This is a genomic window from Rhodopirellula baltica SH 1 (assembly GCF_000196115.1).
GTDB lineage: Bacteria > Planctomycetota > Planctomycetia > Pirellulales > Pirellulaceae > Rhodopirellula > Rhodopirellula baltica.
Genome location: NC_005027.1, coordinates 3,014,336 through 3,037,703 on the forward strand (window position 1 = coordinate 3,014,336; position 23,368 = coordinate 3,037,703).

Here is a 23,368-nt window from a genome sequence, read left to right on the forward strand (position 1 = left end):
CCCACAGGAAGAAATTCCAAACTCGCAACACAGACAACACGCAAACCAAATCAACGCACCGTTCGCAGCGACGAGAGATCATGGTTCGATTCAGGCGGGAGACAGCCACGGTGCGGCCAAACCGGCCAACCCCATCAGCAATAACAATGCCATCGTGATCCGTCGCAGACGTTGCGTCCCCAAAGCCGTTCCGACTTTCAGACCGACCCAAGTCACCGCCAGCAAAATAGGAATCGCGGCGGCAGCAATCAATGCCGGGGGAATCACGCGAGATCCAAAGAACCATACCAACACAGCAATCCCGGGTGCCAAGCTGATCAGGTACATCGAAAACAGAAACCCACGCATCCGCCGCGTATCCCAATCGTGGGCTTGCACCCAAAGCACCATCGGCGGCCCGCCCATCCCGACCAAACCCTGAAGAAATCCGGACAGCGGAAATACCAAATAGCTCCAAAACGGTGCCACCTGATCACGCGGCTTTGGTCGAAACAAAATCGTTGCCAGCGTCGCCAACAAGACCGCCACCCCGACGATCTGCCGAAGCGTCACCATTGAAAACGATTCCATCCACTGCAACGTCAGCACGCCAAGCGGCAAGAACAGCAAACGCGCCGCCCCCGGCCACACCATGCGTTTCGAATCCAGAGCGTCGCGGAAAGACACCACGCCCCACAAGTTTTGAGGAATGGTTGCGACCAGCAAAGATGTTTGGGCTTCCGGGATGGAATATCCTGCCCATAGTAGCAACGGCACAATCACCAACCCGCCCGCGAATCCAGCAGCGGCTTGAACGAAGATGCCCAGGCAAAGCACCCCCACCAATTGCCACGTATCCGGTTGAGCCAGGATGTCTAAGAAGCTCACGCGGATTCCGATGATTCATCAGTACCGATCAACTTCGAATTTTCGCGATGACGCGTTGCATCGCGTTTCGTTTTCTTGTCCAGGTTTCGCCGCAAGGCATCCGTCAGATCAATCCCGGATTGGTTTGCCAAACAAATGACCACGAACATCACGTCGGCCAATTCGTCCGACAATTCGCCCAAGACCGCACCCGACTTGGTGGACTGCTCGCCCTTGGTGCGTGAGAGAATCCGTGCAACCTCGCCAACTTCCTCGACCAATTGAGCCAGATTGGTCATCTCATCGAAGTATCGCACGCCGATGGTTTGAATCCATTGGTCAACCTGCGTTTGAGCATCCGCAATCGACATGGACGAAGGCGTTTGCTTTGCGGAGTCCGAAGATGATTGCGACATCAAGTCTTTCGTCAAGGTTTTGCTAATAGCAGGTAGGTGCCACTTTTCCCGGCGACCGCCAGGTCGGTTTTTCCGTCACCGTTGAAGTCCTCGGCGACGATTTGCAAACCGGTTCCCACGCGACCTTCATCAACGACATGTCGCTGGAACGATTTTGACGCAACATCGAACGAGTACCAGTAGAGACACGGAACTTCTTTTCCGCCTGGGTCATTTCCGTTGTGGGCGTAATACCGTTTTCCGGTCACGAGATCTTTGTTGCCATCACCATCCAAGTCCACCCAAACCATCGAGTGAGGCTGGCTGAAACGTCGATCGATCTCGTGCTCTTTCCATTCGATGGATCCGGAATCATTGGCACCGGTGTTTTCCCACCACTGCAACCCATAGTTGTGACCTTCACCATAAATCAGGTCCTGATCACCGTCTTGATCGATGTCTTCGATCAACATCGGCAAACTGGCGTGCAACTTCCAATCACGGTGAGCGATCCAGGGTTGGCCCCAAGGATTCTCGGCAGGTTGTTCATACCATCCCCAACCAACCAAGATGTCATTCCGACCATCGCCATTGATATCGCCAACACCGATTCCATGGCCGTTGAACTCTTCGCCCAACACATGCCGCTTCAATTCGTAGGCCGGTTTGCCATCTTCCGTTGATTCGTTGGGTTCCAATCGCCAGATCACCGTCGGAACTTCATTCTTCCAACTATTCACAATCCATTCGGGACGTCCATCGCCATCGATGTCTTCGAACAGCTGCCCCTCGTTTGCCGTCGCTCCCGTATCAACCAAGGTGGATTCGGGCCACATTTTCCCCAAACGCAAATCTTCTTCGCCTGGGTTGCGATACCACTTCACTTCCGTCGGCAAGAACGATCCCGCGATCACATCCAAACGACCATCCGAATCAACGTCGAAGAGGTAGTCTCCGTTGCTCTGAACGTAACCATTCCAATCTTCGATTGCTCGCAAGGGCCGCGGTGCCCAATCGCCATTTCGGAACCAATTGCGCCCGGCGACCAGGTCCGTTTTTCCATCCCCGTCAACGTCACCCGCCGCGATTCCTTCGTTTGCATCCAAGGTCAACAAACGAATCTCAAACGAAACCGGCTCATCCGCTGACACCTCGGTAACCTGAGCCGACAGAGAACCAAGCAAGAAACAAACGGCAGAAAACGTACGGAACCGCATCAAACAACCACTCCAGAAGAAGGACGCCACTTTTCGCGGTTATTGTAGTTCAAACTGGAAGCCAGCTGGCGGGGTCAATCCGATCCACCAACGCCGGTTTGTGATGTCGGCTCCAAACGGCGGGTCGATGGCATTGCAGGGTCTGCATTCCATCCGGTCGCTTGTTCCATCGTCGAAATATCTGTGTTGGCGCCATCGGTGATCAACCGAGCCGATCGGTCGTGTGTGACAAAGGTCCACCCCCACTGCATCAACACCAACAACCGGTTCCGAAACAAGGTGATGTACATCAGGTGAATAAACAGCCAAATGAACCAAGCGACAAAGCCTTTCGCCTTGTAGCTTCCAATTTGTCCAACGGCGGTGCAGCGACCAATCACGGCCAAACTGCCTTTGTCCCGATATCGAAATTCGGGGCGAGGCTTGGATTGCAAGTCGGCGCGGATGCACTTCGCCGCTTGTGTCCCCATCTGCATCGCTGCGGGAGCCAACCCCGGCACCTCGCCACCATCCTCCATCTTCACTTGGGCTAAGTCGCCACAAACGAAGACCGTGCCATGACCGGCGATTGAAAGATCCGGACTGACTGGCACTCGGCCGCCACGGTCTGATTCGATCCCAGCGGCTTCACACAGAATCGCACCCAACGGACTTGCTTTGACCCCTGCGGCCCACAACACCGTTCGCGTGTTCAAACGACTGACTTCTTCGGTCGTCTTATTGCGAATCATCACATGCGTCGGTTCAATCTCCACCACGCGACATTGCGTTTGGATTTCAACACCCAGCTTTTTCAAATCAAGCGCGGCACGCTGCGGCAATGGTTCAGGATATACGTCCAGCGGAGCATCTCCCGATTCGACCAACACGATCCGTGCGTCTGCAGGTTGGATCGAGCGAAAATCATTCTGAAGGGTGTGACGCGAAATCTCGGCCAGCGCACCGGCCAGTTCACAACCGGTCGGACCACCTCCAACGATGACAAACGTCAGAAGGTCATGAATTTCATCGGGATCGCTGCTGCGTTCAGCAGCCTCAAACGCCCCCAAGATTTGCCGACGAATTTCCGTCGCGTTTTCAATCGTCTTTAGCCCAGGAGCCAGCGGACGCCATTCTTCACGACCAAAGTAATGGTGGATCGCTCCCGTCGCGACAATCAGATAGTCGAACGCAATCACTGAATCCGTGGTGTACACCTCATTCGAATCCAGCGAAATCGATGTCACCTCTTCCAAAACCACGCGAGCGTTTTTTTGCTTTCGCAGAATCCCACGCAGTGGCGTCGCAATGTTTGCGGGTGAAAGTTCGCCGGTAGCGACTTGATACAGCAGCGGCTGAAAAAGGTGAAAATTGCGACGATCAAGAAGCGTTACCGAGACGTCGACCTTCCGCAGGTCGCGTGTCGCTTGCAAACCAGCGAAACCGCCGCCAACCACGACAACGTGAGGACGCTGTTTAGTTGCGTTGCTCATATCCAATTTCTCTCTTCACAACGTTCAGAACACCCTTCGTCGAGCGAGATCGATTTCGTCCGTACTCAACCGATCGCTTCGCAGGTTGTTCCAGTTGACACCAAATCAGTCCTTTGGTGGAGGACACAATCGGTCCATCAACTCAGGCGGCAATGAACGCAAATGCAAATCGCGTTGCGGGAAGGCAATTTCCAACCCCGATTCGTTGAATCGCTTGTTGATTTCGGTGTGCAGTTGGTGGATTGATTTCAGTCGCTCATCCAAAGTCGACAGGTAACACCTCAAAACCAAATTCAATGTCGAATCACCAAAGCTCTCAAACGTGACGACGGGTTCTGGATCTTTCGAAATCTTTGGATGTTCCTCACAAATTTTCCGCAGCAAGTCGCATGCAAACTCCGTGTCGCTTCCATAAGCGACGCCCACGTTGACGACGATCCGGTTGGTACTATCGGTCAGTGTCCAGTTTACCAATCGCCCAGTGATCAAATCTTTGTTCGGGATAATGAGTTCCTGCCGGTCCCAATTCGTCACCGTGGTTGCGCGAATTCGAATCCGTGCCACCACTCCGGTCGTGTCACCCAGCGTGACAACATCTCCGACGCGAATGGGTTGTTCGAACAACAAAATCAAACCGCTGATGAAGTTCGCGAAGATTTCTTGCAATCCGAAACCAAGTCCGACGCCCAATGCGGCGACCAGCCACTGAATGTTCTGCCAGTGCAGGCCGAGGGCCTTCGCCGTCATCAGAATCCCGATCGTGATCAGGACGTATGTGCCAAGAGTCGTGATCGCGTAACGTGCGGGTTTGTCGAGCGGCAAACGTTCCAGCAACACGCCTTCCAACAAACCAGGCAAGTTCCGCACTGACACCCAAGTCAATACGATGATTGGAATTGCGAAGACGATGTTCTTCAGAGTGACTGGCGTAACATTTCCGTCACCGTCGGTGGTGGACCACCCCAGTTTGACTTGATCCAAGTACTCAACGGCGGGCAACACCGGCGACCACACCAACGAAATTCCAACCAAGGCAACAATGAACAGGATTGTCTGCAACAAGCGTGTGGTCTGGGCATTGATTTCAGAGGCTTCCATTGAAGTACTCGGTTCAATTTCAACGCCCCCCGCTCCCAGACGCTCCGATTCTTCCAATCGTTCGCGGTGAACCGCCATCGTCAATCGGCGACGATTGGTGAGCAACCATCGGTTCACAAAACCGCTGACGTAATACGTCAGCAAACAAAGCCATAGCGTTAGATAAAGTTGTTCAACCAAAACTCGAGCACCACTGCTCAGCCCGATCAAAGCGATAAAGGCGAGTGCGAGTGGCACGATCAGGATGAATCCGAACCAAAGGAAGCGCAATCGCGATGTCCATCCGTTTGGATTGAGTTGGATGTGTTTTGAGAAGACTCCCGAGGTGGGAGAAAACGATCGCCAAAGAACAACACTGATCAAAATCATGCCGATCACCAACATGACTCGACTTAGCGCCGCGGCGGCTTGCCAGCGTCCCAAATTTTCGGCGATCCCATAAAAGATCAAAATCGGCACGCCGATATCAATCAGCAACCGCAACCATTTCCGAAGCGTTGCAATCGAACTTTCATCCGCACCGAAGTGAGCCGCGGCCAAACCGTCACGACGCAAGCATTGACGCAGCAGTTCGACCGGAGTCACTGCAACGGCAGCCAAATGAAACGCCTTGGCGGTGGCTCGTACAATCGCTTCGCTCGCGCCAGACGCCAACAATGCGTCGCCGATAATCCATAGCAATCCAACCAGCGGCAGTACCAACGCCCAAGAAAGCAGCGTCGCCGCCAAGGTGGGTTTCAACGAGACGCTTTGGCGACTTCGAGCACGTTCGCCGTGGGTTGCGATTCGCCGCCGCAATCTAGCTCCCGCGTAAATGATTGTGAAAATTGCCATCAACGCGATCGCTATCAGTTCTGGACGGTTAAGCAAACCTTTCAGCAAACTGCGACCCAAAAGAATCAGATTGTCAGGGTGGACGATCGCACGGAAGACCTGCCAGGAGACGACCAAATCGTTCAAACGAAACGAGGGCTGACTTTTGATCCAAACGATCTTGGTGTCGATGATCGAAGTCAGCTCCATCACCAACCGCTGCTTCTGCTCGAGCTGGCTTTGCAAGCTGACCATTTGAACGATGTAGTCACTCAAGTCAGCGATGAACTTGTTGACCAAACGAATCTCACTCTCAGACAGTTTCCCCTGAGGAATCGACACGCCTTCGATGTTCTCCAGCGACAGCCCGATCGACGAGTTGTCCAAGATCCCTTCGAGAGTCAGTTCCAGTTGGGTTTGCAGAGCCCGATTGGTCTCGATGCTTTTCCTGAGTTCTGCAATTCGAGAATTGATCGGAGCAAGAGCGGGAAGCTTGTTCTTGAGCAACAGCAGTTCCACCCCGAGCGTACTGGTCAAACCACCGGACGCCGTGATGTTCTCTTCCAAATTTGTTGTGATCTTCGTGCGTCGATCGGACAAACTGTCCAACTCCGCACGTTCGTCGTTGAGCGATCGGCTGATACGATCCTTTTCGCCGGCAATTCGCATCCACCGTTCTTCGAGCGATAGGATCAACGACTCACTGGGATCGCCACCGTCGGCTTCCATCGTGCGTCGGAATTCTTTCAAGTCCTTGGCGATTTCGCTTTGTCGCTTCTTCGCAAGCGTTGCCGACCAAGCTCGTGCTTTTGCTTCCGCTTCGGCGACTTCTTTTTCAGTCGCGGTTTTCATCAACGGCAGCAGATCGCCTTGTGATTCCAACAGTGTCTGTTGCTGCTGATAAGCGGCGAGTCGCTGACGTGCTTCGTCGAGTTTTGCTTTAGTTTCGATTTCGCGAACATGACGCAGACGCCCGTCCGGGTCATCTTTGATTTCGCCGATCGTTTCGCCTGTTAACGACTCGATTTCCTTCCGAGTTTGGACGATTTGCTCAGGAAGCTTTTCCAGAGTTTCTTTCCGAGCCGTGATGTCCGACTCAATCTTCTGCAACTTGCTCCGAGCGGCGTCGAGACTGAGACTAGCTTCTGCTTGCTTTTGCTGAATTTGTTCGATCGCCATGTAGCGATCCACATCAATTGCTTGAATCGTAACTTCTTGATTGGCGAGGGCTTTGAATCGCTTCTTTTCTTCCGCGATCGACAGCAACGACTTTTCATACGACGCGATTCGATTGACGGCTTCCTGTCGAGCGGTGAGAACCGCTTGCAGGCTTTTTAGCGACTCCAACAACCGATTCTTCAGCATCGGATCCATGTTCGCGTCGTTGGTGACCGACTCGATTTCCGCCGCGACGGCCTCGACGCTGTTCAGGTCGTTGGTTGCCTTTGGCTTCGCATCGGCGGTTCCACCACCGCTCGCCGCAGTTCCGGTCGCATCGTCGGCTTGAAATGGCGTGTATGCCGCGACTTGGACAATCGTTTGCGCCGGCGATCGTTGCGTCTGAGCGTTCAGCGAAGCCGGAATTGGCGAAACCGTCTGAGCAAACGAATTGCTGGCAATCGAAGCGCCAACGCAGCCGAACAGCATCAAGCTTAGCCGCGTTGAAGTCGCTGCGCGACGAGTGTTTTGTAAAGAGCCGGGACGCATGGATGGTCCGTCAAGGAGCATGGTAAATCGTCGATGCAAGATGTCGGTGATGATCATTAGGAATACAGGAAACCAAGTCGTTGAAGTGTCTCGAAAAGGCGTTGGCGACCGAAAGCCCAAACCCGGAACTGCAACTGATTACCGGTCAAATGCTCTCAACGAATTCAAGTGCAAGGCGACAGCCGGCCGCGTCAAATCGCGTGCCGTTTTGTCTTTGAAACTCAAAATTCGAGCGGCGTTCCGAGTTGTACGTTGACTTTGGCACCGCTTTTTTGGTAGCTGCATCGAACATGAACGAGACAATCCCACGCACCGCAGCCCTCCCCGCCTCATCGCGAAATTTTTTCGCGGTGCTAAGTCCGGCTAGGCGTTTGGTCAGCGGCCTCATCATTGGGTGGTTCCTGACCGGGTGGTGTGGTCCCGCAACGACCGCGACGGTCCGAGCCAACGAAGCGGCAATCAGTAGCTCTACGGATTCTTCTTCGAATTCAACCGAGAAGGATGAAGGCGAGTTTGTATTGCTTCGAAACGATCGCGTACTCCGAGGCGATGTTCAGAGCTCAGGAGAATCCGTCATCGTGCGACGCGGTGGATCCGAAATCCGACTCCCCGCGGGAGAAGTCATCGGTTCCCGAGACAATTTGGACGCTCTTTTTGAACTTCGAGAGAAATGGCGTTCCGCCCGAACATCAACGCGACCAACCCAACGAGCATTGTCCGCGGCACGTTGGTGTGTCGACCAAGGTCTGCATCGGCAAGCGGTGGAACAGCTCATGGTCGTCTACCGCAATGACCCGCAAAACTCCGAAGCACAGCACTTGGAATCACGACTTCGCAATCTGACGCGTCCCAGTGACCCGGAACCCAAGACGAGCGAAGTTCAGCAGGCCAGCTTTGTCGAAACCGCCAATGAAACGGAGCAAACCAACGTTGCACCCGAAAATGCCCCTTCATCAAGTGACGAACCCACGGATCACCTGCACGACGCGGTCATGAATTCCTGGTTGCTGCACGCATTCACCGCTCGGGTACAGCCGATCCTTTTGGCAAAATGCGCTCAATGTCACGACCAAAACTCGAGCGACCTCACAAGTGACTTCGCACTGCATCGCCCGGTGCACTCCAGTCGCCCTGGTCGCCGCATCACCGAATCCAACTTACGAGCGATCTTGAGACTCTGCGAGCCAGGAAATCCTGACGCGAGCTCATTGATTCAGATGGCCAAGTCCGATCACGGTGCGAAAGCGTCTCCTCGCAACGAATCGACCAGCCTGCCACCCGGTTCCGTATTGCTGAGAACGCTTGAAAGCTTTGTCGACCAGCTTCCGCTTCCAAGTGAGTTGAAGGTAGTTGAGGTTGATCCGATCCTTGCCGAAACACCACGTGGAATCGACCCTAACGGGGTGGCTCAAGCGTCGTTCATCGACGAGGCAGCTGATGCTGATTTCTCGGGCGACAAGACACCATCATCCCCCCATTGGCCAGCAACAGACGCCAGCGAATCAACTCATTCGCAAACGGCAAACCTGCGATCGAAGGACGACGACAAGCGCGATCCCGCTCGACCAAAGCGATTGCCGAAAGTGGAACAACCTCTTTCAAAGGATCTCTTCAATCGTCAAACGGAGTTGATCGAACTTTTCCGTGGAACGCTGCGTTCCACCCCAAAGTGAAGCGAGTCGTGATCTAAGAAGCATTGGATTTGCTGATTCAAAGCGAACCTCTGACATCTTGTGTTCTCTTGTTGTTCAATCAATCACAGAAAGAACTCAGGCGGACAAGTGCAATGGATACGATGCACGAGATGTTGGAAATCACTGGCCCCGCGACGGCGACTTTGCCCGTCGGCGATGGATGCTCACCCATTACCGTGATCGGCACCGATCCGATCCGACAATCGTTTGGTAGCCAAACGTTTCAACAAGCGATCAACAGTCGTTTGGCACCTGGCGTATCGCAAGTCGTGCTGAATCCAGACGCGCACGTTGGGTATGGTGCACCGGTCGGTTGCGTGATGGTTTCGCCGACGCATGTTTATCCGGGCCCCGTTGGCGTCGATATCAAATGCAGCATGAGTTTGTTGCAAACCGATTTGCCGGAAAGCGAAATTACCGATTGGAAGATGCGTCGTCGCGTGATCCAAGCGATCGCGAAACGCGTGCCTACCGGTGCCGGACGCGGGCAACGACATGTGCCCAAAAGCCGAAGCGTGGACGGGCCTCTCGGATTTCAAGTTGCAACGGAGGGAGCTTCGAAATCCGTTCTGAAAAAACTAGGCATCCCCAAGTCTTGGGCGAGCCGCTGCGAAGACGCATCGCATACCGCTCCGGACGGTTCGGTGGATACGTTGGCGGCACGGTTGGAATGGATGGGACGCGAACGAGACAAACGTGACCGCCTGGAAAGCAAGTTTCGCCAACTGGGAAGCTACGGTGGCGGCAATCATTTTGGCGAAGCCGAAATCGTGTCGCTATCAAACAAACAGTACTTCCGTTCGCTTGGCGAACAATGGGGACTGCGTGATGGTTGCGTGGCGTTTTTGTCGCACTGTGGCTCGCGTGGATTTGGCCACGATTGGGCGATGAGTCAATTCCGTGCGATGAAAACTCACTTCCAGTCCAGTGGTTTGGCGTTCCCCGCTGGTGACCCACAACTTTGCTATGCCGAAGCGGACTCGCCCGAAGGTCAGCGTTATCTCTGCGACATGGCGATGGGAGCCAATTTCGCGACGGTCAATCACTTGCTGATCAATCAGTTGGTTCTCGAGTCATTCCGCGAAGTGTTTCCCGGTATCCGGGGTGAGTTGATCTACTTCATCAGCCACAACATTGCTCGCCAAGAACCCGTGGATGGACGCCTGCAATGGGTTCATCGAAAGGGTGCCACGCGAGCGTTACCCAAAGGACACGAACAACTGGCGGGCACCGAGTTCGAATCGACTGGCCACCCGATCCTGTTACCAGGCAATCCACGGGATGGATCAAGCATCATGGTCGCTCAACGGGGAGCGTCCGTTTCGGCTTTCAGCGTGAACCATGGTGCGGGACGACAACTCAGCCGAACCAAAGCCAAGAAGAATTTGAACCAAACAGTCATCGATCAAAACTTGCTTGATCACGACGTCATCAGCAACTGCCGCGTTTACCCGCGGGACGAGGCTCCGGATGCATACCAGGACTTCGCCGAAGTCCTGAAAAGCGTTACCAAAGCTGGGTTGGCCGATGAGGTGGCACGGTTGAAAGCCAAGTTCGTCTTGAAAGACGGTGCCCCCGCCGACGATTGAATCGAGACACGGCACGTTCTCCTGAATCGTTCATCAAGTTTCAAAGAGCGTTTGCGTAGGCCAGTTTGATGATGTCGTTGGTTTGCTTGCCTTGATGGCCACTGATCATCGGCGGACGTTTTTCCTGCAACGCCAGTGTGAAGTCGGCGATCAACGGCGAGTGAAAATTCTCCGCCGGCGGATGAGATTCTCGCGACACCCCCTCACCCGTGAACAACAACACCTCGTCACCGTTAAGATCTTCGATGGTCACCCTTCCATCAGTGCCGATGACTTCCAACCGATCCGGAGTATTGACGGTACCGAAATAGCATTGCAACACGCCGTGAACGCCACCCTTGAACTGCATCAACAATGTCGCCACCTGCTCCGCTTCGAAATCAGGTGAATCGATCCGACTTGCTTGAACGGATTGGACTTCGCCAAACAAATGCAGAAACAAATCCAAGCGGTGACTGCCGATGTCCATCAAAGGTCCGCCACCTCCTTGAGCAAGCACCACTCGCCAATCATCGGCAGGAAACCGATTCGGGTTACCTGTCACACAAGCGATCGACAAGAGACGCCCCAGCGAACCGGAGTCGATCAGATTCTTGATGCGTTCGACGGCCGGATAAAACCGCCGGTAGTATGCGACTCCGAGAGTCACGCCGGAGTTCTGACATGCCTCAATCATTTGTTGACATTGCTCCGGATCGATCGCCATCGGTTTCTCGACCATGACATGCTTTCCCGCGTTGGCCGCCGCGATCGTTTGCGAGCAGTGGCAACCAACCGGAGTGGCAATGTAAACCGCGTCCACTTCCGATAGCGCGATCAACTGTTCCGCATCGGTGAATCGATGCGGAACGCCGTTCTGATCAGCGAAAAGGTTCAACTCCCGTTCACTGCGACGGCAAACTGCGACCAACTCCGAACGCGGATCGTCTTGGATCGCGCCAGCGACTCGTTTATGAGCGATGTCGCCTGTGCCAATCAGCCCCCAACGAACAGTCATTCAGATCCGCTCCATTCCTAAAATCAACGAGTGTCATGACGCCAACGCGTTACTTGCAATCGGGATGCGTAATGGAAGATCCACAGCATCCCAGGACCAATGCTGTCCCGGGTCGACAGTTTGAATCAGCGATTCGCGGCGGCGGCTTTTTGAGCAGCCTTCCCGATCGCGTCAACGTTTTCGATCACTAAGAAGTGACCATGGTCACTGGTGACGAAGACGGCGGTATCATCCCATGCCGCATTCTCGTCGACCCAATTGACGATGGTCGCAAACGCTTTGTCGCCACTGAAGACAGCACCAATGCTGCTGTCCAAATTGTTGGCATGGTTGGCCCAATCAACATCGCCAGCTTCTACTAGCAACCAAAAATCAGATCGTTGGTCGGAACCCTTCTGCGGTGCAGACAAAAATTCCAAAGCGGACTGAGTCATGTCGGAGATCGTTGGATTCTCAATGACATCGGCGTGGGTGTAGCGTTCCGTGCCTTTGACATCAAAGGTCGGGTTGAAGTTTCCATCGGCGGTTTGAAAAGGCATGTGGCCGCCCTTGGTACCGAAGAAACCTACCAACCGTGCGTTTTCTTGAATGGCTTTTTTAGTTGCCTCCTTCAACACTTCCGCACCGGGTCGTTCTTTGGTTCGTTCCACGACGAGGTATGAGTTCGGCTCGCCTGCTTCGTACTTTTCCTTCAGAGCGTCGCGATCCGATTCATGGAAATACTTGTTGCCTTCCATGAAGTTCTCGCCTTGTGATTTGTCCGCACCGGTGCCTTCTCCCCAACCGCCTCCGATCAAAAGGTCCAATCCGGGCAGTGGATCTTGGCGGTGTGAAGACGACGGCAACCCAACCAAATCGCGAGTGATGTCTTGGTAGTCCTGACGCACGACATTGTTTGCATAGGACGCCGCGGGTGTTGCGTGGCTGACAGGGACACTGGTCACGGTTCCAACTTTGAAACCATCCTTTTGCAAGGTCCGCGCGATGGGAATCGCATGCGATCCATCGGGCATCACATTGATCGAACCGTTGTAAGTCTTGACTCCCGACATCAGGCTGGTTGCCGTCGCAGCGGAATCAGCAACCGTGTGCGGGACCAATCGGTCTTGCCCGATCACATAATCACGGCGTGACTGTTCATGCCAAGGTGCTCGTCCACCATGATCAGGTGAGTATCCGCCCGTGGACTCTTTGCTGGGTGCTGTGACAGTTTGAGAGTTCACGTCAAGTTTTGCGCCGGACGAAAACGGTGTCGTGACCAAGAATGTGAAGTCCGTTTTGGTTCCCCGATAGTCTTGGAAAAGCAGCCCCGTTCCACGACCACTGTCATAGCGATTGCTTTGGTTGTGATACAGCGCCGCCGCACGAGTGGTCGGCCAATCCATCCCGTCATAAACCATCAAGATGACGTGTCGCTTGCCCGCCTTCACCGCAGCCATCTGCAAGTCATAAACGTCAATTTGATCGTGATAATTCGCGTTTGGATTGAATGACTTTTCATCCACGCGTCCGAAGTGTTCCTTCAGTCGTTCCGGATCGCCATACAGGCTGCCTTTTTCACGCAAGTCGTTCAGCGTGTAGCCAAACGTGTACAGCGGTACCAGTCGATTGCTGTGATTGGTCCATGTGCTGTACTTCTTTGGGTTGCTGCCCCAATGCCCCCACGGGGCGGATTGTTCTTTGATCGCGTTGGATTGCATCTCACGCATCGGATCAATCACCAGTTCACCGGACTCGGTCGTACCTGGTGCTCTCGCATCGTCGATGTCGACCAAACTCTTGGCTTTCTCGAGAAGCTTCCCAACGGTTTCCTCACCGGTAGCGGGCACAGCGGAAAAAGAAACGAGCAAACAAGCAGCGAACTGCAATCGCAACGAGATCATTGATTTACGGTTTAGTGGAGGCGGGACAAAAGCATTGAGTGACATCATGTCTTCAAAATACCACTCGTCAAACGGGGCAATGATGAAGATCGTAGTAAGAACCGACTCAGAAGTGTCCTCAAAATTCAACCGAAGTGCTGTAACCGATGCCGGCGTCTACCTGAGTTGGCGCCGCACGTGAGTTAAACGGCGACGATTAGAGGAACTCTGATCCTCGACAGCCAGCAATGAGGTGACATTCTACGCCACCCCCCTGGCAAAATTCCTTGACGACCGGTTCAGGCAATCGTACTCTCACTGTCACTGCTCCAGACATGATCTGGCAGAAAACGGGCCATCAAAGCATGGAGGAATTGCATTTGTATGACGAGCGCAAGACCCAATCTTCAACGGAACGCATCAATGGGTGCACCTGACGCTTTGGTCCGCGATGGTGAAAACGCCTCGCAAACGATCTTGATCAACGCAGCCTTTCTGCAGGAGATCAAAGATAGCAACCCGAACCTTTGGCACGCCGCCAGCGAATTGAGGGCGATGTGCGAGAGCGACGAGTGGGATGCCGAGACGACCACCCGAGATCACATCAAACAATTCGTTCGCGCACTTGGTGAGCTGCGAGATCTGATCTCACTGCAATTTGGTTTGGAAGAGTCATACGGGTATCTGCATGCCTCGGGACCGCCCCCCCAATTGGCACCATTGCAACCAGATTTCGAGGACGTGCAAAAACAGCTGCGTCAGGCACTCGAACAGCACTGCAGGCTGTATCTGGACCTTTGTGACCTCGTCGAGCAGTCCGAGGAATTACAATATCGTGGATGCGATCGTTCCGCTTTGCTGGCTTTCGCCGAACAAGTTGCCCAATTCTCTCGTGAGATGACCCGACATGAACGTCTCGAAGCCGAACTGATCGAAAGGGAGTTGTAGAATGCTAGGTGATTCACGCACCAAACCAATGGAAATTCTGTTGGTGGAAGATGGCTTGGTCGACGCGAGAGTGACAATTCATGCTCTTCGACGCAGCGGCTTGCATCACCGACTGACGCTGGTTCGCAGCGTTCACGAAGCAATTCTCTTTATGAAACGGACAGGCATCTTTGCGCGAGCCCCGCGTTTGGACCTTTTGCTGCTGGACATGATTCTGCCTGATGGCACCGGAATCGATGTCCTAGAAGAAATGAGCGAACTGCAACCCGATTCGTCTCGCGTCACGACCGTGGTCCTAACCGCCTGCGAAGATGCATCCTATCGAACGCGTTGTGATGAGTTGGGAGTGTACGACTACATTCAAAAACCAGTCAGCGAAGATGAGTTTTTGCGAGTCGTTCGTGATCACAAGAAATTGATGATTCACTTGCAGCAGGCTGCCGTGTCCGCCGCGGCAGGCAATCACAGCCCTTCGCCATCTGGATCGCTGCGAGCCTAATCGGAATTCGCGGTCGAATCTTTCTGACTGGTTATAGGCTCGACCGTCATGCGTAGGGGCGAATCGCCTCCACGCCACGTCCACTTGGGACGCATCGTCATTGCAATGTCAGCAGATGATCGACCACGCCAAGCAACGGCAAGGGGCCCTACCCGGACCATATGAATCCGCCCGGCGGACGAATTATTGAAAACAGCGTGGGCTCGAACACTTCGGTGGTTCGCTGGATTGATCGCCGCCCAGACTTGCGTGACTTCACCAGCCTCCGCTCCGCGACCATTCGATGGATCAGACGAAGTTTCTGCCCACAACAACTTCCGAAGCAATACCGAGTAGGCACCGCGATTTCGTTCCTCCGGTATCATCCTGGCAGCAAAGAGCCAGCGTTGGTGCTCGGCCAAATCGATCTGCAAATGAAGATCTCGCTCGGTGAAGGATCGGGTCGCGATCCAAACACCACCGACAATCTGAGCGGCCGACTCGTTTTGATTTTCCGATTGAGAACTTCTTTCCGTCGATCGCATGCGGAAGACGGCGTAGGCGGTTTCGGTCGGTTCGTTTGCTGCTACGTCTTTGGATTGCGTTGACCATTGCGGTGACGAATCCCCGCTGTACAGCGTCGCCATCTGGACGTGTTCTAGCTCTTCGGCCGATACAACTTTGCGAGCTTGATAGGCATCGGTCGCGTTTCGATCGTTTGATTCACCTTCGGCCGATGACGGTCCCAGCCTCACGATTTCCATGCACCGGTACCGAAAGCACCACGCTGGAACCACGCGGCACCACAAGATGCCGAGCGTGTACTGCAGGCCTCGACCTGTCATGACTACCGGCTCAACGCGGCTTGGCGAATTTGCCTCACCAGATCCGCATCGGGACTGTTCAACGTCATCACTTGTTCCCGCTGTTGCCCGTCAGGATTTCGCAAGATCACGATCATTTCAGTCGCGGTTCCAGCCGACGGCGTGGCTGGACCAGCCAATGCAGCATTGGCTCCGTTCTGGTCGGGAGCGTTGAGTGCTGGTCCGCTGGCAAATCCGTTCGATGCGGGCTGAGTTGTGGACAACTGGTTGGCGACAGGAGCGACGGGGGTTCCTTGATACAAACGCCCCAGTTGAATGCGTTCCAATTGCCAATGGACAGATCCAGGCCCGGTGTAGATTCCCAAGTCGGACTTGTAATCCGCTGCGTTGCAGACGCCGATCAAGACACCGCGGTCGTCGAACAAACCACCGCCGCTGCGGCCATCGATCGGAGCACCATCGATTTCCAAGTTGGACATACCGAGGTTTTGATTGTATTTGTCGACACCGGTGATGCGGGTGTCCCGGCGACTCGGATCGTCGCCGCGGTCACATCCAAAGCTAAACGCAGTTTGACCCACTTTGACCTTTTCGCCTTCTTGAATCACCTTCACGGGAGTGACTGCGAAACCAGGTCGTATCGCAACCAATCCGATGTCTCGATCGCCCGCGTCATAGTCGACGACTTGTCCCGAAACGGTTCGGACTTCGCCAGCGACGAACAAGTCCACTTCGATTCGATCTTTGCCTTCGCCATCGCGGAACAAGTGACCGCATGTCAGCACCAGGGCTTCGTCACCGTTGGTATCAATGATTGTTCCTGTACCAGCCCCATATCCACGACCGTCAAACACTCGCAAACGCACCGTCGCTGCTTTCGCGTTTTCAATTGCATCGGCCAGCGACATGCTGGGCATCGGCTCCATCGCCGCGTCTTGCGAACTCACCAATTGCCCGGATGATCCGGCCGCTTGGTTATTCATCGATTGCCAACCACCGGCAAAGCCAGAATCTCGGTCGGCACGCTCTTTTCGAATGGCACGACGTGGGCTGCGGTCGACTGCGTTTTGTCCGGAGGTCAGAGGGGCCAACCGGGTTTGTGGTTCGTTCCACGCTTGCTCGGACGACGCACTTCGTGTGGGGATCAGGGGACCGGCGGCAGATTGGTTCAACGCGGCGGTGAGTTCGCTGACCGTTTGAACTCCCAACAATCGCGTGACTTCTTTGCCTTCGCGAAGCACCACATAGGTCGGGGTACTGCGAATTCCAAAGCGGCGAGTCAGGTGTGCTTCGTTGTCGACGTTGACTTGGCGAACAGGAACGCCTCGAGCAATCAACTCTGACACGATCGGCTTCATCGCCAAACATGGTCCGCACTGAGACGATGAGAACTCCAGCAACACGGCATCGTTCGCCGAAGCGGAGGACGCGAGAGCGGAGACGGCAAAGCAGACCGTCATGAACTGAATCATGAGGTGCCGGGCAAACCAACGAATTTGCCGTGATCGGTCGAGAACGCCAGCCAGTTGATGAGTCGTTTGCACTCTCGTCCCTCCTTGGACGATGGAATAGTTCAATCAGCACAAAGTGTCCCTGAGCTCCCCATCACCATCCTTGGCAACGAAGAAACCACTTTGTGTCCGTCGCGCGATGGTCGGACATCCTCCCGAACCACGGCAACCCCAATTGAATCGGCCATCCGCCAAAACTTGAGCGTTTCTGACGAGAAAATCGAAAAAAGTTGCAAGCACGCAAATTTCGAAACCGGCTTCAGCACTAAAGCAGTGTGCTTTCCTCACAAATTGCAGGTCGTGCGGGAGAAGTCACGTCTGCGACGTCCGGCAGCTACTCTGCCTTTTCCAGGCCGGTTGCCTTGGCGTCCTTTTCGGCTTCCTCTGCCAATTGTTTGGCCGCAGCCTTCTTTGCGGCTGCGTTTTCTTTCTCCGCCTTCTTCTTGGCCTCGATCTCGGCCGCCGCACGCTCAGCCTTCTCTGCCGCGGCGGGATCAGCGATATAGGGCTTCCCGGCGCGGTAACGATCCAGGATTTTGCCAGCAAATTCCTTCGCATCCTCGGGAGCCGACTCGACCACTTTCTCTTGCCAGCCAACCGCTTCCTTGAATTCACCATGCGCGGCCAGTGCAGCCGCGAGAGCTGAAAGGTCACTGACGTTTCCGTAGCCATTCAGTTCGCACGCCTTCTTGGCGGCTTCCACAGCGGCATCCGAATCCCGCAGCGATTCATCGTCGGTGGTCGCTAACAACCAAGCTCGATTTTGGTGGGCCAAACCGTATTCGGGCGCCAGTTCTATGGCTTTTTCGTAGTCCGACAATGCTTCCTTGGCTTTGCCGAGCTGATAACGGTTGTAGCCCCGGTTGTTCCAAGCCACCGGGTCTTTCTCGTTCAGCTCCAAAGCCGCGGAGAAATCGGCAGCAGCGGCCGCGTACTCGTGTTGCTGAAAACGGATGTAACCGCGGCCCATGATCGCGGCGACGTCCTCGGGATTGTCGTCCACGATCGCATCGTAGTCCTGAATCGCTTTTTCCATTTCACCTGCGGACTTGTACGCTAAAGCCCGCTGGCGAAGCAGCCCCGCGTTGCCTTCGCGAACTTCCAATGCCTCGGTGTAGTCGCCGATTGCCGCTTCGAATTCACGCTGAGCCATTCGAACGGCTGCCCGGTTGATGATCGGAGTGATATCTTCGGGATCGAGCTTCAACGCTCGCTCGTAGTCTTTGATTGCGGCGTCGTGTTCGCCGCGAGCGGCATAGAAAAGTCCTCGGCTGCTGTACGCGTGGGCTTCTTCGTAGCCCTTTTCAATGGCTTCGTTGAAGTCCGCCATCGCCTTTTCCTGCTCTCCCAAAGCCCACCAGGCTGACGCTCGAAGCGTGTGGTAGCGGCCTTCTTCAGGGAACTCCTCGATCAGATCGGTGTAGATGCCGGTCGATTCCGCCAATTCGACCGCGTTCACCTTGTCGACGGCACCGCGAGTCCCATCGTGCGTCACGATCACGTAGTCTTCTCCGCGATCTTCGACCACCGTCAACAAATCACCTTTCGCGATGACGTCAACGACTTTGTCTTCCTTCGCGAATTGCATTTCGACGCGAGCGACCACGGGTTGTCCAGGCTTTGCCGCGAATGTTGCCGAGGCGTTGATCCAGCAAAACGCGGCAAAGACAGAAATTCCAACTCGGACGGCCCAAGGGCGAGAATCAAACACGGCGTTCATAGATTTCTTCGGAAGGTGCTGAGATCGGTTGAAAACGTGGCCTCGATGCCAACGGTCTCAAAACGGAAGCCTCGAGCTGTTTGACACAGTCGGGGATCGGGCGTGCAAAGAAGAAATTTATCAACCAGAAACTCCCCTCACGAGGGACGCCGCCCGGGAAATGGGAATCTTCCCGAGATTTCCGAAGCGGGTTTGTTTTGTTCGGGCGATTCAGACGCCTCGGGTGGTTGACCGGCAAAAACTTACGTGCTGTAGGATATTTGTGCAGATTGCAACGATTGTGCCCATTGCAACAAATAGGCACTTTTTTATCACCTGAACGATTGTAACCTTCTAGACCCGATCTAATCTGGTGCGACAGAGTAGCAGCCTCGCCCCCCCTGGGGTGCTGCGTGAATGCTCCGAGCAATGTCTTTTTGAACGACAACTGTCCGGTTTGGCGCTGCTCGCACTGAAATGATTCACACCCTTCACGTGTGCCGTCGGACTTCGATTGGCATCCGTTTCCATCGTTGTTTATGACTCTTTGAGGATTTCACCAGTGAAGTTTGGATCCACTTTTGCGAGCATTGCCGCGGCATGCTTCGCCTCCATGGTGGCTACTGCCATGGCACAATGCGTTCCGTGCGGCGGATGCTCCGATCCGTGCGGCGTTTCAGCACCCGTCGTCAGCAGCGGTTGCGGCGGCGCAATTGGTTGCGGCCAAGGCTACGTCGTCCCCAGCCAGACCTATTCGACGGGCGTGGTTTACAGCAGCGGCCCATCGGTGATGGGCGGTTCGGTTGTCACCTCGTCGGTTCCTGCTCGCGAAACCATTTGCGAACCTGTCGTCGGTTATCGCGTCGTCATGAAGCCGACCTATGTGACCGAATCCCGCATGGTCAACGTGACCGAAAGCCAACCGGAAACTCGCTTCCGCACCAAGACGGTCTACAAGACGGTTCCAGTGACCGAAGAAAAGTACCGCACCAAAGTGGTCAACGTGCCGAAGACGGACACGAAGACGATCACCTACTCGGTTTTGGTTCCCGTGAAGGAAGAGAAGCAAGTCGAAGTCACCGAGTCGGTGCCTCAGTGGTCCGAAATTCCGGAAGAGTACACCGTTCGTGTCCCAACCCTGGTCGACGTTCCTGAAACGTACACCGTCAAGGTGCCAAAGTTGGTCGACGAGACTTTCACTTACACCGTCAACGTGCCACAAGCCGTGACGACTCAAAAGACTCGAACAGTCGTCAACGCTGTTCCAGTCACCAAGAGTCGCACGATCGAAGTCGCTGTGCCAAAGACGACCATGCAAACAGTCACCAAAGATTACGGTCACTGGGAAGAACAAGTCGTTGAAGTCGCCTCGGCTCCTGTTGCCAGCACAGTCGCTTATGTCGGCGGATGCGGATCAACTTCGTCGGTCGGCTCTGCTTGTGGTGGATCTTGCGGACGTCGTGCTTGCGGATGCCGCTCATGTGGCGGTTGCGTTTCCAAATGTGGCGGATGCGGCACCGGGTACGGACAAACCTACGCCGGTTGCGGTGGCGGAGTCTCGTACTCAGCCCCTGCATCGACCGCTTGCGGATCGACAACCAGCACCATCACCAAACGCGTTTGGGTCCCCAACGTTGTGACCGAAGAAGTGCCTGTGACAACCAGCACGACCGAGTCGCAAGTGGTTAATTACACCGTGTACGAACAACAAGCGACCCAGGTCCCTTACGAGTGCACGACCATCGTTTACCAACCTGAAACCCGCACCGGATCAAAGCAGGTTGTCCAGTACGTGGACGAAACTCGCACACGTACTCGCAAGGAAGTCCAGTACAACGAGGAAACTCGGACTCGCATTCGCAAACAACTGACCTACACCTCGGTCACCAAAACGGAAACGATTCCCTACGTCACCTACAAGACAGAAGAACGTACAAAGGAAGTTAGCTTCACTTACAACGTTCCTGAATACACCGTCGAACCTTACACAACCACTCGTTACGACCAAGTCGCCGAGCAAGTGGTTGAGGAGTACACCGTCAGTGTTCCTGTCACCGTGACAAAGGAAAAGAAAGTCCAAGTCTGCAAGATGGTCCCGACCTTGGTGGAAGAATCCTTCACGCCTTGTGCTGAACCAGCTGCTATGGGCGGGTATCAATCCGGACCAGCCATCAACGTGGGACCATCGGTCATCATGGGCGGTAGCGGAGCAAGCGGATGCAGCACCCCAATCCATTACCAATCGGCTCCGTCGATCGGCAGTGGCTGCGGAAGCTGTGGCGCAACGGTCAGTGCATCGCCTTGCACCGGTTGCTAATCAGCAGCTCGAATTTTCGTCCACATTGAAGTGGGCAATGCGTTGACGGAACGTTCTTTGTCGCAACAAAAGCATGTTGAATGAGAAAGTCTGATTCAAAACGATCCGTCAACGACAACTCGACTCCAAAACGCTAGACCGAGATACTCCACTCGGTCGGCGACGAACCCGTCCGCGATTTTTCGCGGGCGGGTTTTTTATGCGCAGTGCTGGATGATTTCAGACGGACGCTGGAGGATTCAGATGGACGCTGGCGGTGGCAAAATACAACTCAGCGAAAACTCTCTCAGCGCCACAAGGCTTCGATCGACTCGCGACGAGTTGGTTTGTTCCAAACTGCGTTCACTCCCGATCGATACGCGCTTTCAATTTGCGTTGGCGATGCCATTCCAGTCATCCAAATGTGACGGTATTGGCGACCTTCCACAGCGGACGCCAACTCGCAAGGCTTCTCATCTGAACATCGCCACACCGAATCGTCCCAAACCACGTGTGCGGAGGTGAATCGATCCGCGCGAGTCAATCCATCTCGACGCCACGTCATGACGGGGACTGGCCGGCTCAATTCACCCGCGATAGCTTCGACGGTCCCGAACAGGGCATCAGCGATTGCCCAAGATTGAGAAACGATGATCAAACCCTGGGTCGAATTCGACGCGTCAGCCGAACGGTCCACTCCGCCCAACCAAAGCGGAAGCGTTTGCGTACTGTCTCGCCAACCGATTGACTCAACCCAACCTTCTTGCCCTGGCAATCCAACCGAAGGAGCCACCAACGGTCCCAACCATCGCAACACTTTCGCGTTCGGAGCGACACGCTTCAGCTCACGGACGTGATCGGAACCAATGAAGTGCGAACGATCGGTTTGAGCCAGCAACACATGTGACAACGGAAGTCGCGGCGGCGAAGCAAGCATGCACGCGACACTGGAATAGGTCGCGACCGCATCCGCGTTCTGCTCGCAAAGTGCCTTGGCGTGCAATGCCAATGAATCGGAAGAGTCGCCCACCCAAGCGACGATGCATGGCGGACTGATGTCTGGCTCGAATTCGGAATTTTCAATGGCCCGAATTTCAGTTGCCTGATTCTCTACCGCCTCAGCGGAGACATTGTCTCTGAAGGATTCGTTCGACTTAGAAAGCGTGATTCTCATCCAGCGACATCTCGGCTTCGTTCAAGATCGCCCAAGCGTCTGCCGGCGTGTCACTTGCACGCACACCTTCCAGGAAGGCTTCATCGGAGACGATCCGGCTCAGTTTCGCCAAAATACGCAAGTGCGAACTGTCGTCATAAGAGCAGATCAAAAAGAAAATGTCGGTCAATTGCCCGGTATCAGAGAAAGCAACCGGCGTTGGGCAAATTCCCATCGCCAACACTGATTCCGCCAAAATGGACGTTTGCGGACGACGCGGGTGAAGCAATGCGACACCGCAGTCCAAAGCCGTTGGATGCAATTTTTCGCGAGTCGCTACCGCTTCCGCCATCGCGGGTGCGTCCCAAAGCATGCCCGTTCGACTGGCTAGTTCGCACATATTGCGAATCACGCTGCCACGAGTCCTGGCAACAAACGGGTTGGAAACCAACTCCACAGGACAGATCTCTGCCAAAGTATGCGGCGGGGCCTCTGATCGACGATGCAATACTGCTCGAACTTGATCGAGTTCACCTTGATCGCTCAACCCGATTCGTTCTTCGAGCCAGTGATGGATCTCGGCCTCGTTGAATTTCCAGTCACCTCCGACTCGCCGGCCCGGCAAGTTTCCTCGCGAAACCATTTTTCGAACTTGGTCGGGAGTGATGTGCAGGTATTCAGCCAACTGCGGGATATCTAAGTCTTCCATCGCTCAAGCTTGCCTAGTTTTCAATGAATTGTGGTGATCACGAGCCAATCGCCGCTCAGA

The 23,368-nt window shown here is 54.6% G+C and carries 17 protein-coding genes; 5 read left to right on the forward strand and 12 right to left on the reverse strand.

Going from position 1 to position 23,368, the window contains the following annotated elements:
• Nucleotides 1-90: 90 nt before the first annotated feature.
• The 5 genes from RB_RS11685 to RB_RS11705 all read right to left on the reverse strand — a co-directional run bounded on the left by RB_RS11685 (nt 91) and on the right by RB_RS11705 (nt 7,605).
• Nucleotides 91-867: a sulfite exporter TauE/SafE family protein gene (locus RB_RS11685; RefSeq protein ID WP_007329295.1), complete on the reverse strand. Its 777-nt coding sequence runs from the start codon at nt 865-867 to the stop codon at nt 91-93.
• The gene (locus RB_RS11690) at nt 864-1,262 is read right to left on the reverse strand and encodes a nucleotide pyrophosphohydrolase (protein ID WP_007337535.1); all 399 of its coding nucleotides are present in this window, start codon (nt 1,260-1,262) and stop codon (nt 864-866) included. Before RB_RS11690 ends, RB_RS11685 begins: the two co-directional genes overlap by 4 nt.
• Nucleotides 1,263-1,273: 11 nt before the next feature.
• Nucleotides 1,274-2,392 (reverse strand): FG-GAP repeat domain-containing protein, encoded by a 1,119-nt coding sequence (locus RB_RS11695; RefSeq protein ID WP_164922827.1) that lies wholly within the window; start codon nt 2,390-2,392, stop codon nt 1,274-1,276.
• Nucleotides 2,393-2,532: 140 nt separating this feature from the next.
• Nucleotides 2,533-3,930, reverse strand: a complete 1,398-nt coding sequence (locus RB_RS11700; protein ID WP_007329291.1) for an NAD(P)/FAD-dependent oxidoreductase — start codon at nt 3,928-3,930, stop codon at nt 2,533-2,535.
• Between the two features lie 105 nt (nt 3,931-4,035).
• On the reverse strand, nt 4,036-7,605 hold the full coding sequence (locus RB_RS11705) for a mechanosensitive ion channel domain-containing protein (protein WP_011120603.1): 3,570 nt from the start codon (nt 7,603-7,605) through the stop codon (nt 4,036-4,038).
• Between the two features lie 233 nt (nt 7,606-7,838).
• On the opposite strand from RB_RS11705, the gene RB_RS11710 reads away from it, so the two are divergent.
• Both RB_RS11710 and RB_RS11715 read left to right on the forward strand, forming a co-directional pair.
• Nucleotides 7,839-9,221 (forward strand): hypothetical protein, encoded by a 1,383-nt coding sequence (locus tag RB_RS11710; protein WP_231846422.1) that lies wholly within the window; start codon nt 7,839-7,841, stop codon nt 9,219-9,221.
• Between the two features lie 131 nt (nt 9,222-9,352).
• On the forward strand, nt 9,353-10,831 hold the full coding sequence (locus tag RB_RS11715) for an RtcB family protein (RefSeq protein ID WP_231846423.1): 1,479 nt from the start codon (nt 9,353-9,355) through the stop codon (nt 10,829-10,831).
• A 40-nt stretch (nt 10,832-10,871) separates the two neighbouring features.
• On the opposite strand, the gene RB_RS11720 is transcribed toward RB_RS11715, so the two are convergent.
• Nucleotides 10,872-11,828 carry a Gfo/Idh/MocA family protein gene (locus RB_RS11720; RefSeq protein WP_011120607.1) on the reverse strand — a complete coding sequence of 319 codons (957 nt, stop codon included), beginning with the start codon at nt 11,826-11,828 and terminating at the stop codon, nt 10,872-10,874.
• A 125-nt stretch (nt 11,829-11,953) separates the two neighbouring features.
• Nucleotides 11,954-13,711 carry an alkaline phosphatase gene (locus tag RB_RS11725; RefSeq protein WP_164922829.1) on the reverse strand — a complete coding sequence of 586 codons (1,758 nt, stop codon included), beginning with the start codon at nt 13,709-13,711 and terminating at the stop codon, nt 11,954-11,956.
• Between the two features lie 402 nt (nt 13,712-14,113).
• Here RB_RS11725 and RB_RS11730 point away from each other — a divergent pair, with 402 nt between their 5' ends.
• Nucleotides 14,114-14,638 carry a hypothetical protein gene (locus RB_RS11730; protein ID WP_007329284.1) on the forward strand — a complete coding sequence of 175 codons (525 nt, stop codon included), beginning with the start codon at nt 14,114-14,116 and terminating at the stop codon, nt 14,636-14,638.
• Nucleotide 14,639: 1 nt separating this feature from the next.
• Nucleotides 14,640-15,137 (forward strand): response regulator, encoded by a 498-nt coding sequence (locus RB_RS11735; protein ID WP_007329282.1) that lies wholly within the window; start codon nt 14,640-14,642, stop codon nt 15,135-15,137.
• Here RB_RS11735 and RB_RS11740 read toward each other — a convergent pair.
• The 3 genes from RB_RS11740 to RB_RS11755 all read right to left on the reverse strand — a co-directional run bounded on the left by RB_RS11740 (nt 15,134) and on the right by RB_RS11755 (nt 19,171).
• Entirely contained in the window at nt 15,134-15,880 is a 747-nt protein-coding gene (locus RB_RS11740; protein WP_164922830.1) for a hypothetical protein, read from the reverse strand. The genes RB_RS11735 and RB_RS11740 overlap by 4 nt on opposite strands.
• An 83-nt stretch (nt 15,881-15,963) precedes the next feature.
• Nucleotides 15,964-17,484, reverse strand: coding sequence for a trypsin-like peptidase domain-containing protein (locus tag RB_RS11745; protein ID WP_011120612.1), 1,521 nt, complete (start codon nt 17,482-17,484; stop codon nt 15,964-15,966).
• Nucleotides 17,485-17,785: 301 nt separating this feature from the next.
• Nucleotides 17,786-19,171, reverse strand: coding sequence for a tetratricopeptide repeat protein (locus RB_RS11755; RefSeq protein WP_011120614.1), 1,386 nt, complete (start codon nt 19,169-19,171; stop codon nt 17,786-17,788).
• Between the two features lie 607 nt (nt 19,172-19,778).
• Here RB_RS11755 and RB_RS11760 point away from each other — a divergent pair.
• On the forward strand, nt 19,779-21,467 hold the full coding sequence (locus RB_RS11760) for a heterocycloanthracin/sonorensin family bacteriocin (protein ID WP_164921901.1): 1,689 nt from the start codon (nt 19,779-19,781) through the stop codon (nt 21,465-21,467).
• A 286-nt stretch (nt 21,468-21,753) separates the two neighbouring features.
• Here RB_RS11760 and RB_RS11765 read toward each other — a convergent pair whose 3' ends face one another.
• A complete protein-coding gene (locus RB_RS11765; RefSeq protein WP_011120618.1) occupies nt 21,754-22,620 on the reverse strand; it encodes a hypothetical protein in 867 nt (288 codons plus the stop codon).
• On the reverse strand, nt 22,601-23,308 hold the full coding sequence (locus RB_RS11770; RefSeq protein ID WP_007329973.1) for a PTS sugar transporter subunit IIA: 708 nt from the start codon (nt 23,306-23,308) through the stop codon (nt 22,601-22,603). Before RB_RS11770 ends, RB_RS11765 begins: the two co-directional genes overlap by 20 nt.
• Between the last annotated feature and the right edge of the window lie 60 nt (nt 23,309-23,368).

What these genes read in the sequence shown, in the direction of transcription:
- RB_RS11755 (WP_011120614.1), bottom strand. Translation starts at nt 19,171, where the DNA reads ATGAACGCCGTGTTTGATTCTCGCCCTTGGGCCGTCCGAGTTGGAATT.
- RB_RS11760 (WP_164921901.1), top strand. Translation starts at nt 19,779, where the DNA reads ATGGCACAATGCGTTCCGTGCGGCGGATGCTCCGATCCGTGCGGCGTT.
- RB_RS11735 (WP_007329282.1), top strand. Translation starts at nt 14,640, where the DNA reads ATGCTAGGTGATTCACGCACCAAACCAATGGAAATTCTGTTGGTGGAA.
- RB_RS11715 (WP_231846423.1), top strand. Translation starts at nt 9,353, where the DNA reads ATGTTGGAAATCACTGGCCCCGCGACGGCGACTTTGCCCGTCGGCGAT.
- RB_RS11705 (WP_011120603.1), bottom strand. Translation starts at nt 7,605, where the DNA reads ATGATCATCACCGACATCTTGCATCGACGATTTACCATGCTCCTTGAC.
- RB_RS11700 (WP_007329291.1), bottom strand. Translation starts at nt 3,930, where the DNA reads ATGAGCAACGCAACTAAACAGCGTCCTCACGTTGTCGTGGTTGGCGGC.
- RB_RS11730 (WP_007329284.1), top strand. Translation starts at nt 14,114, where the DNA reads ATGGGTGCACCTGACGCTTTGGTCCGCGATGGTGAAAACGCCTCGCAA.
- RB_RS11765 (WP_011120618.1), bottom strand. Translation starts at nt 22,620, where the DNA reads ATGAGAATCACGCTTTCTAAGTCGAACGAATCCTTCAGAGACAATGTC.
- RB_RS11725 (WP_164922829.1), bottom strand. Translation starts at nt 13,711, where the DNA reads ATGATCTCGTTGCGATTGCAGTTCGCTGCTTGTTTGCTCGTTTCTTTT.
- RB_RS11770 (WP_007329973.1), bottom strand. Translation starts at nt 23,308, where the DNA reads ATGGAAGACTTAGATATCCCGCAGTTGGCTGAATACCTGCACATCACT.
- RB_RS11710 (WP_231846422.1), top strand. Translation starts at nt 7,839, where the DNA reads ATGAACGAGACAATCCCACGCACCGCAGCCCTCCCCGCCTCATCGCGA.
- RB_RS11740 (WP_164922830.1), bottom strand. Translation starts at nt 15,880, where the DNA reads ATGGAAATCGTGAGGCTGGGACCGTCATCGGCCGAAGGTGAATCAAAC.
- RB_RS11720 (WP_011120607.1), bottom strand. Translation starts at nt 11,828, where the DNA reads ATGACTGTTCGTTGGGGGCTGATTGGCACAGGCGACATCGCTCATAAA.
- RB_RS11690 (WP_007337535.1), bottom strand. Translation starts at nt 1,262, where the DNA reads ATGTCGCAATCATCTTCGGACTCCGCAAAGCAAACGCCTTCGTCCATG.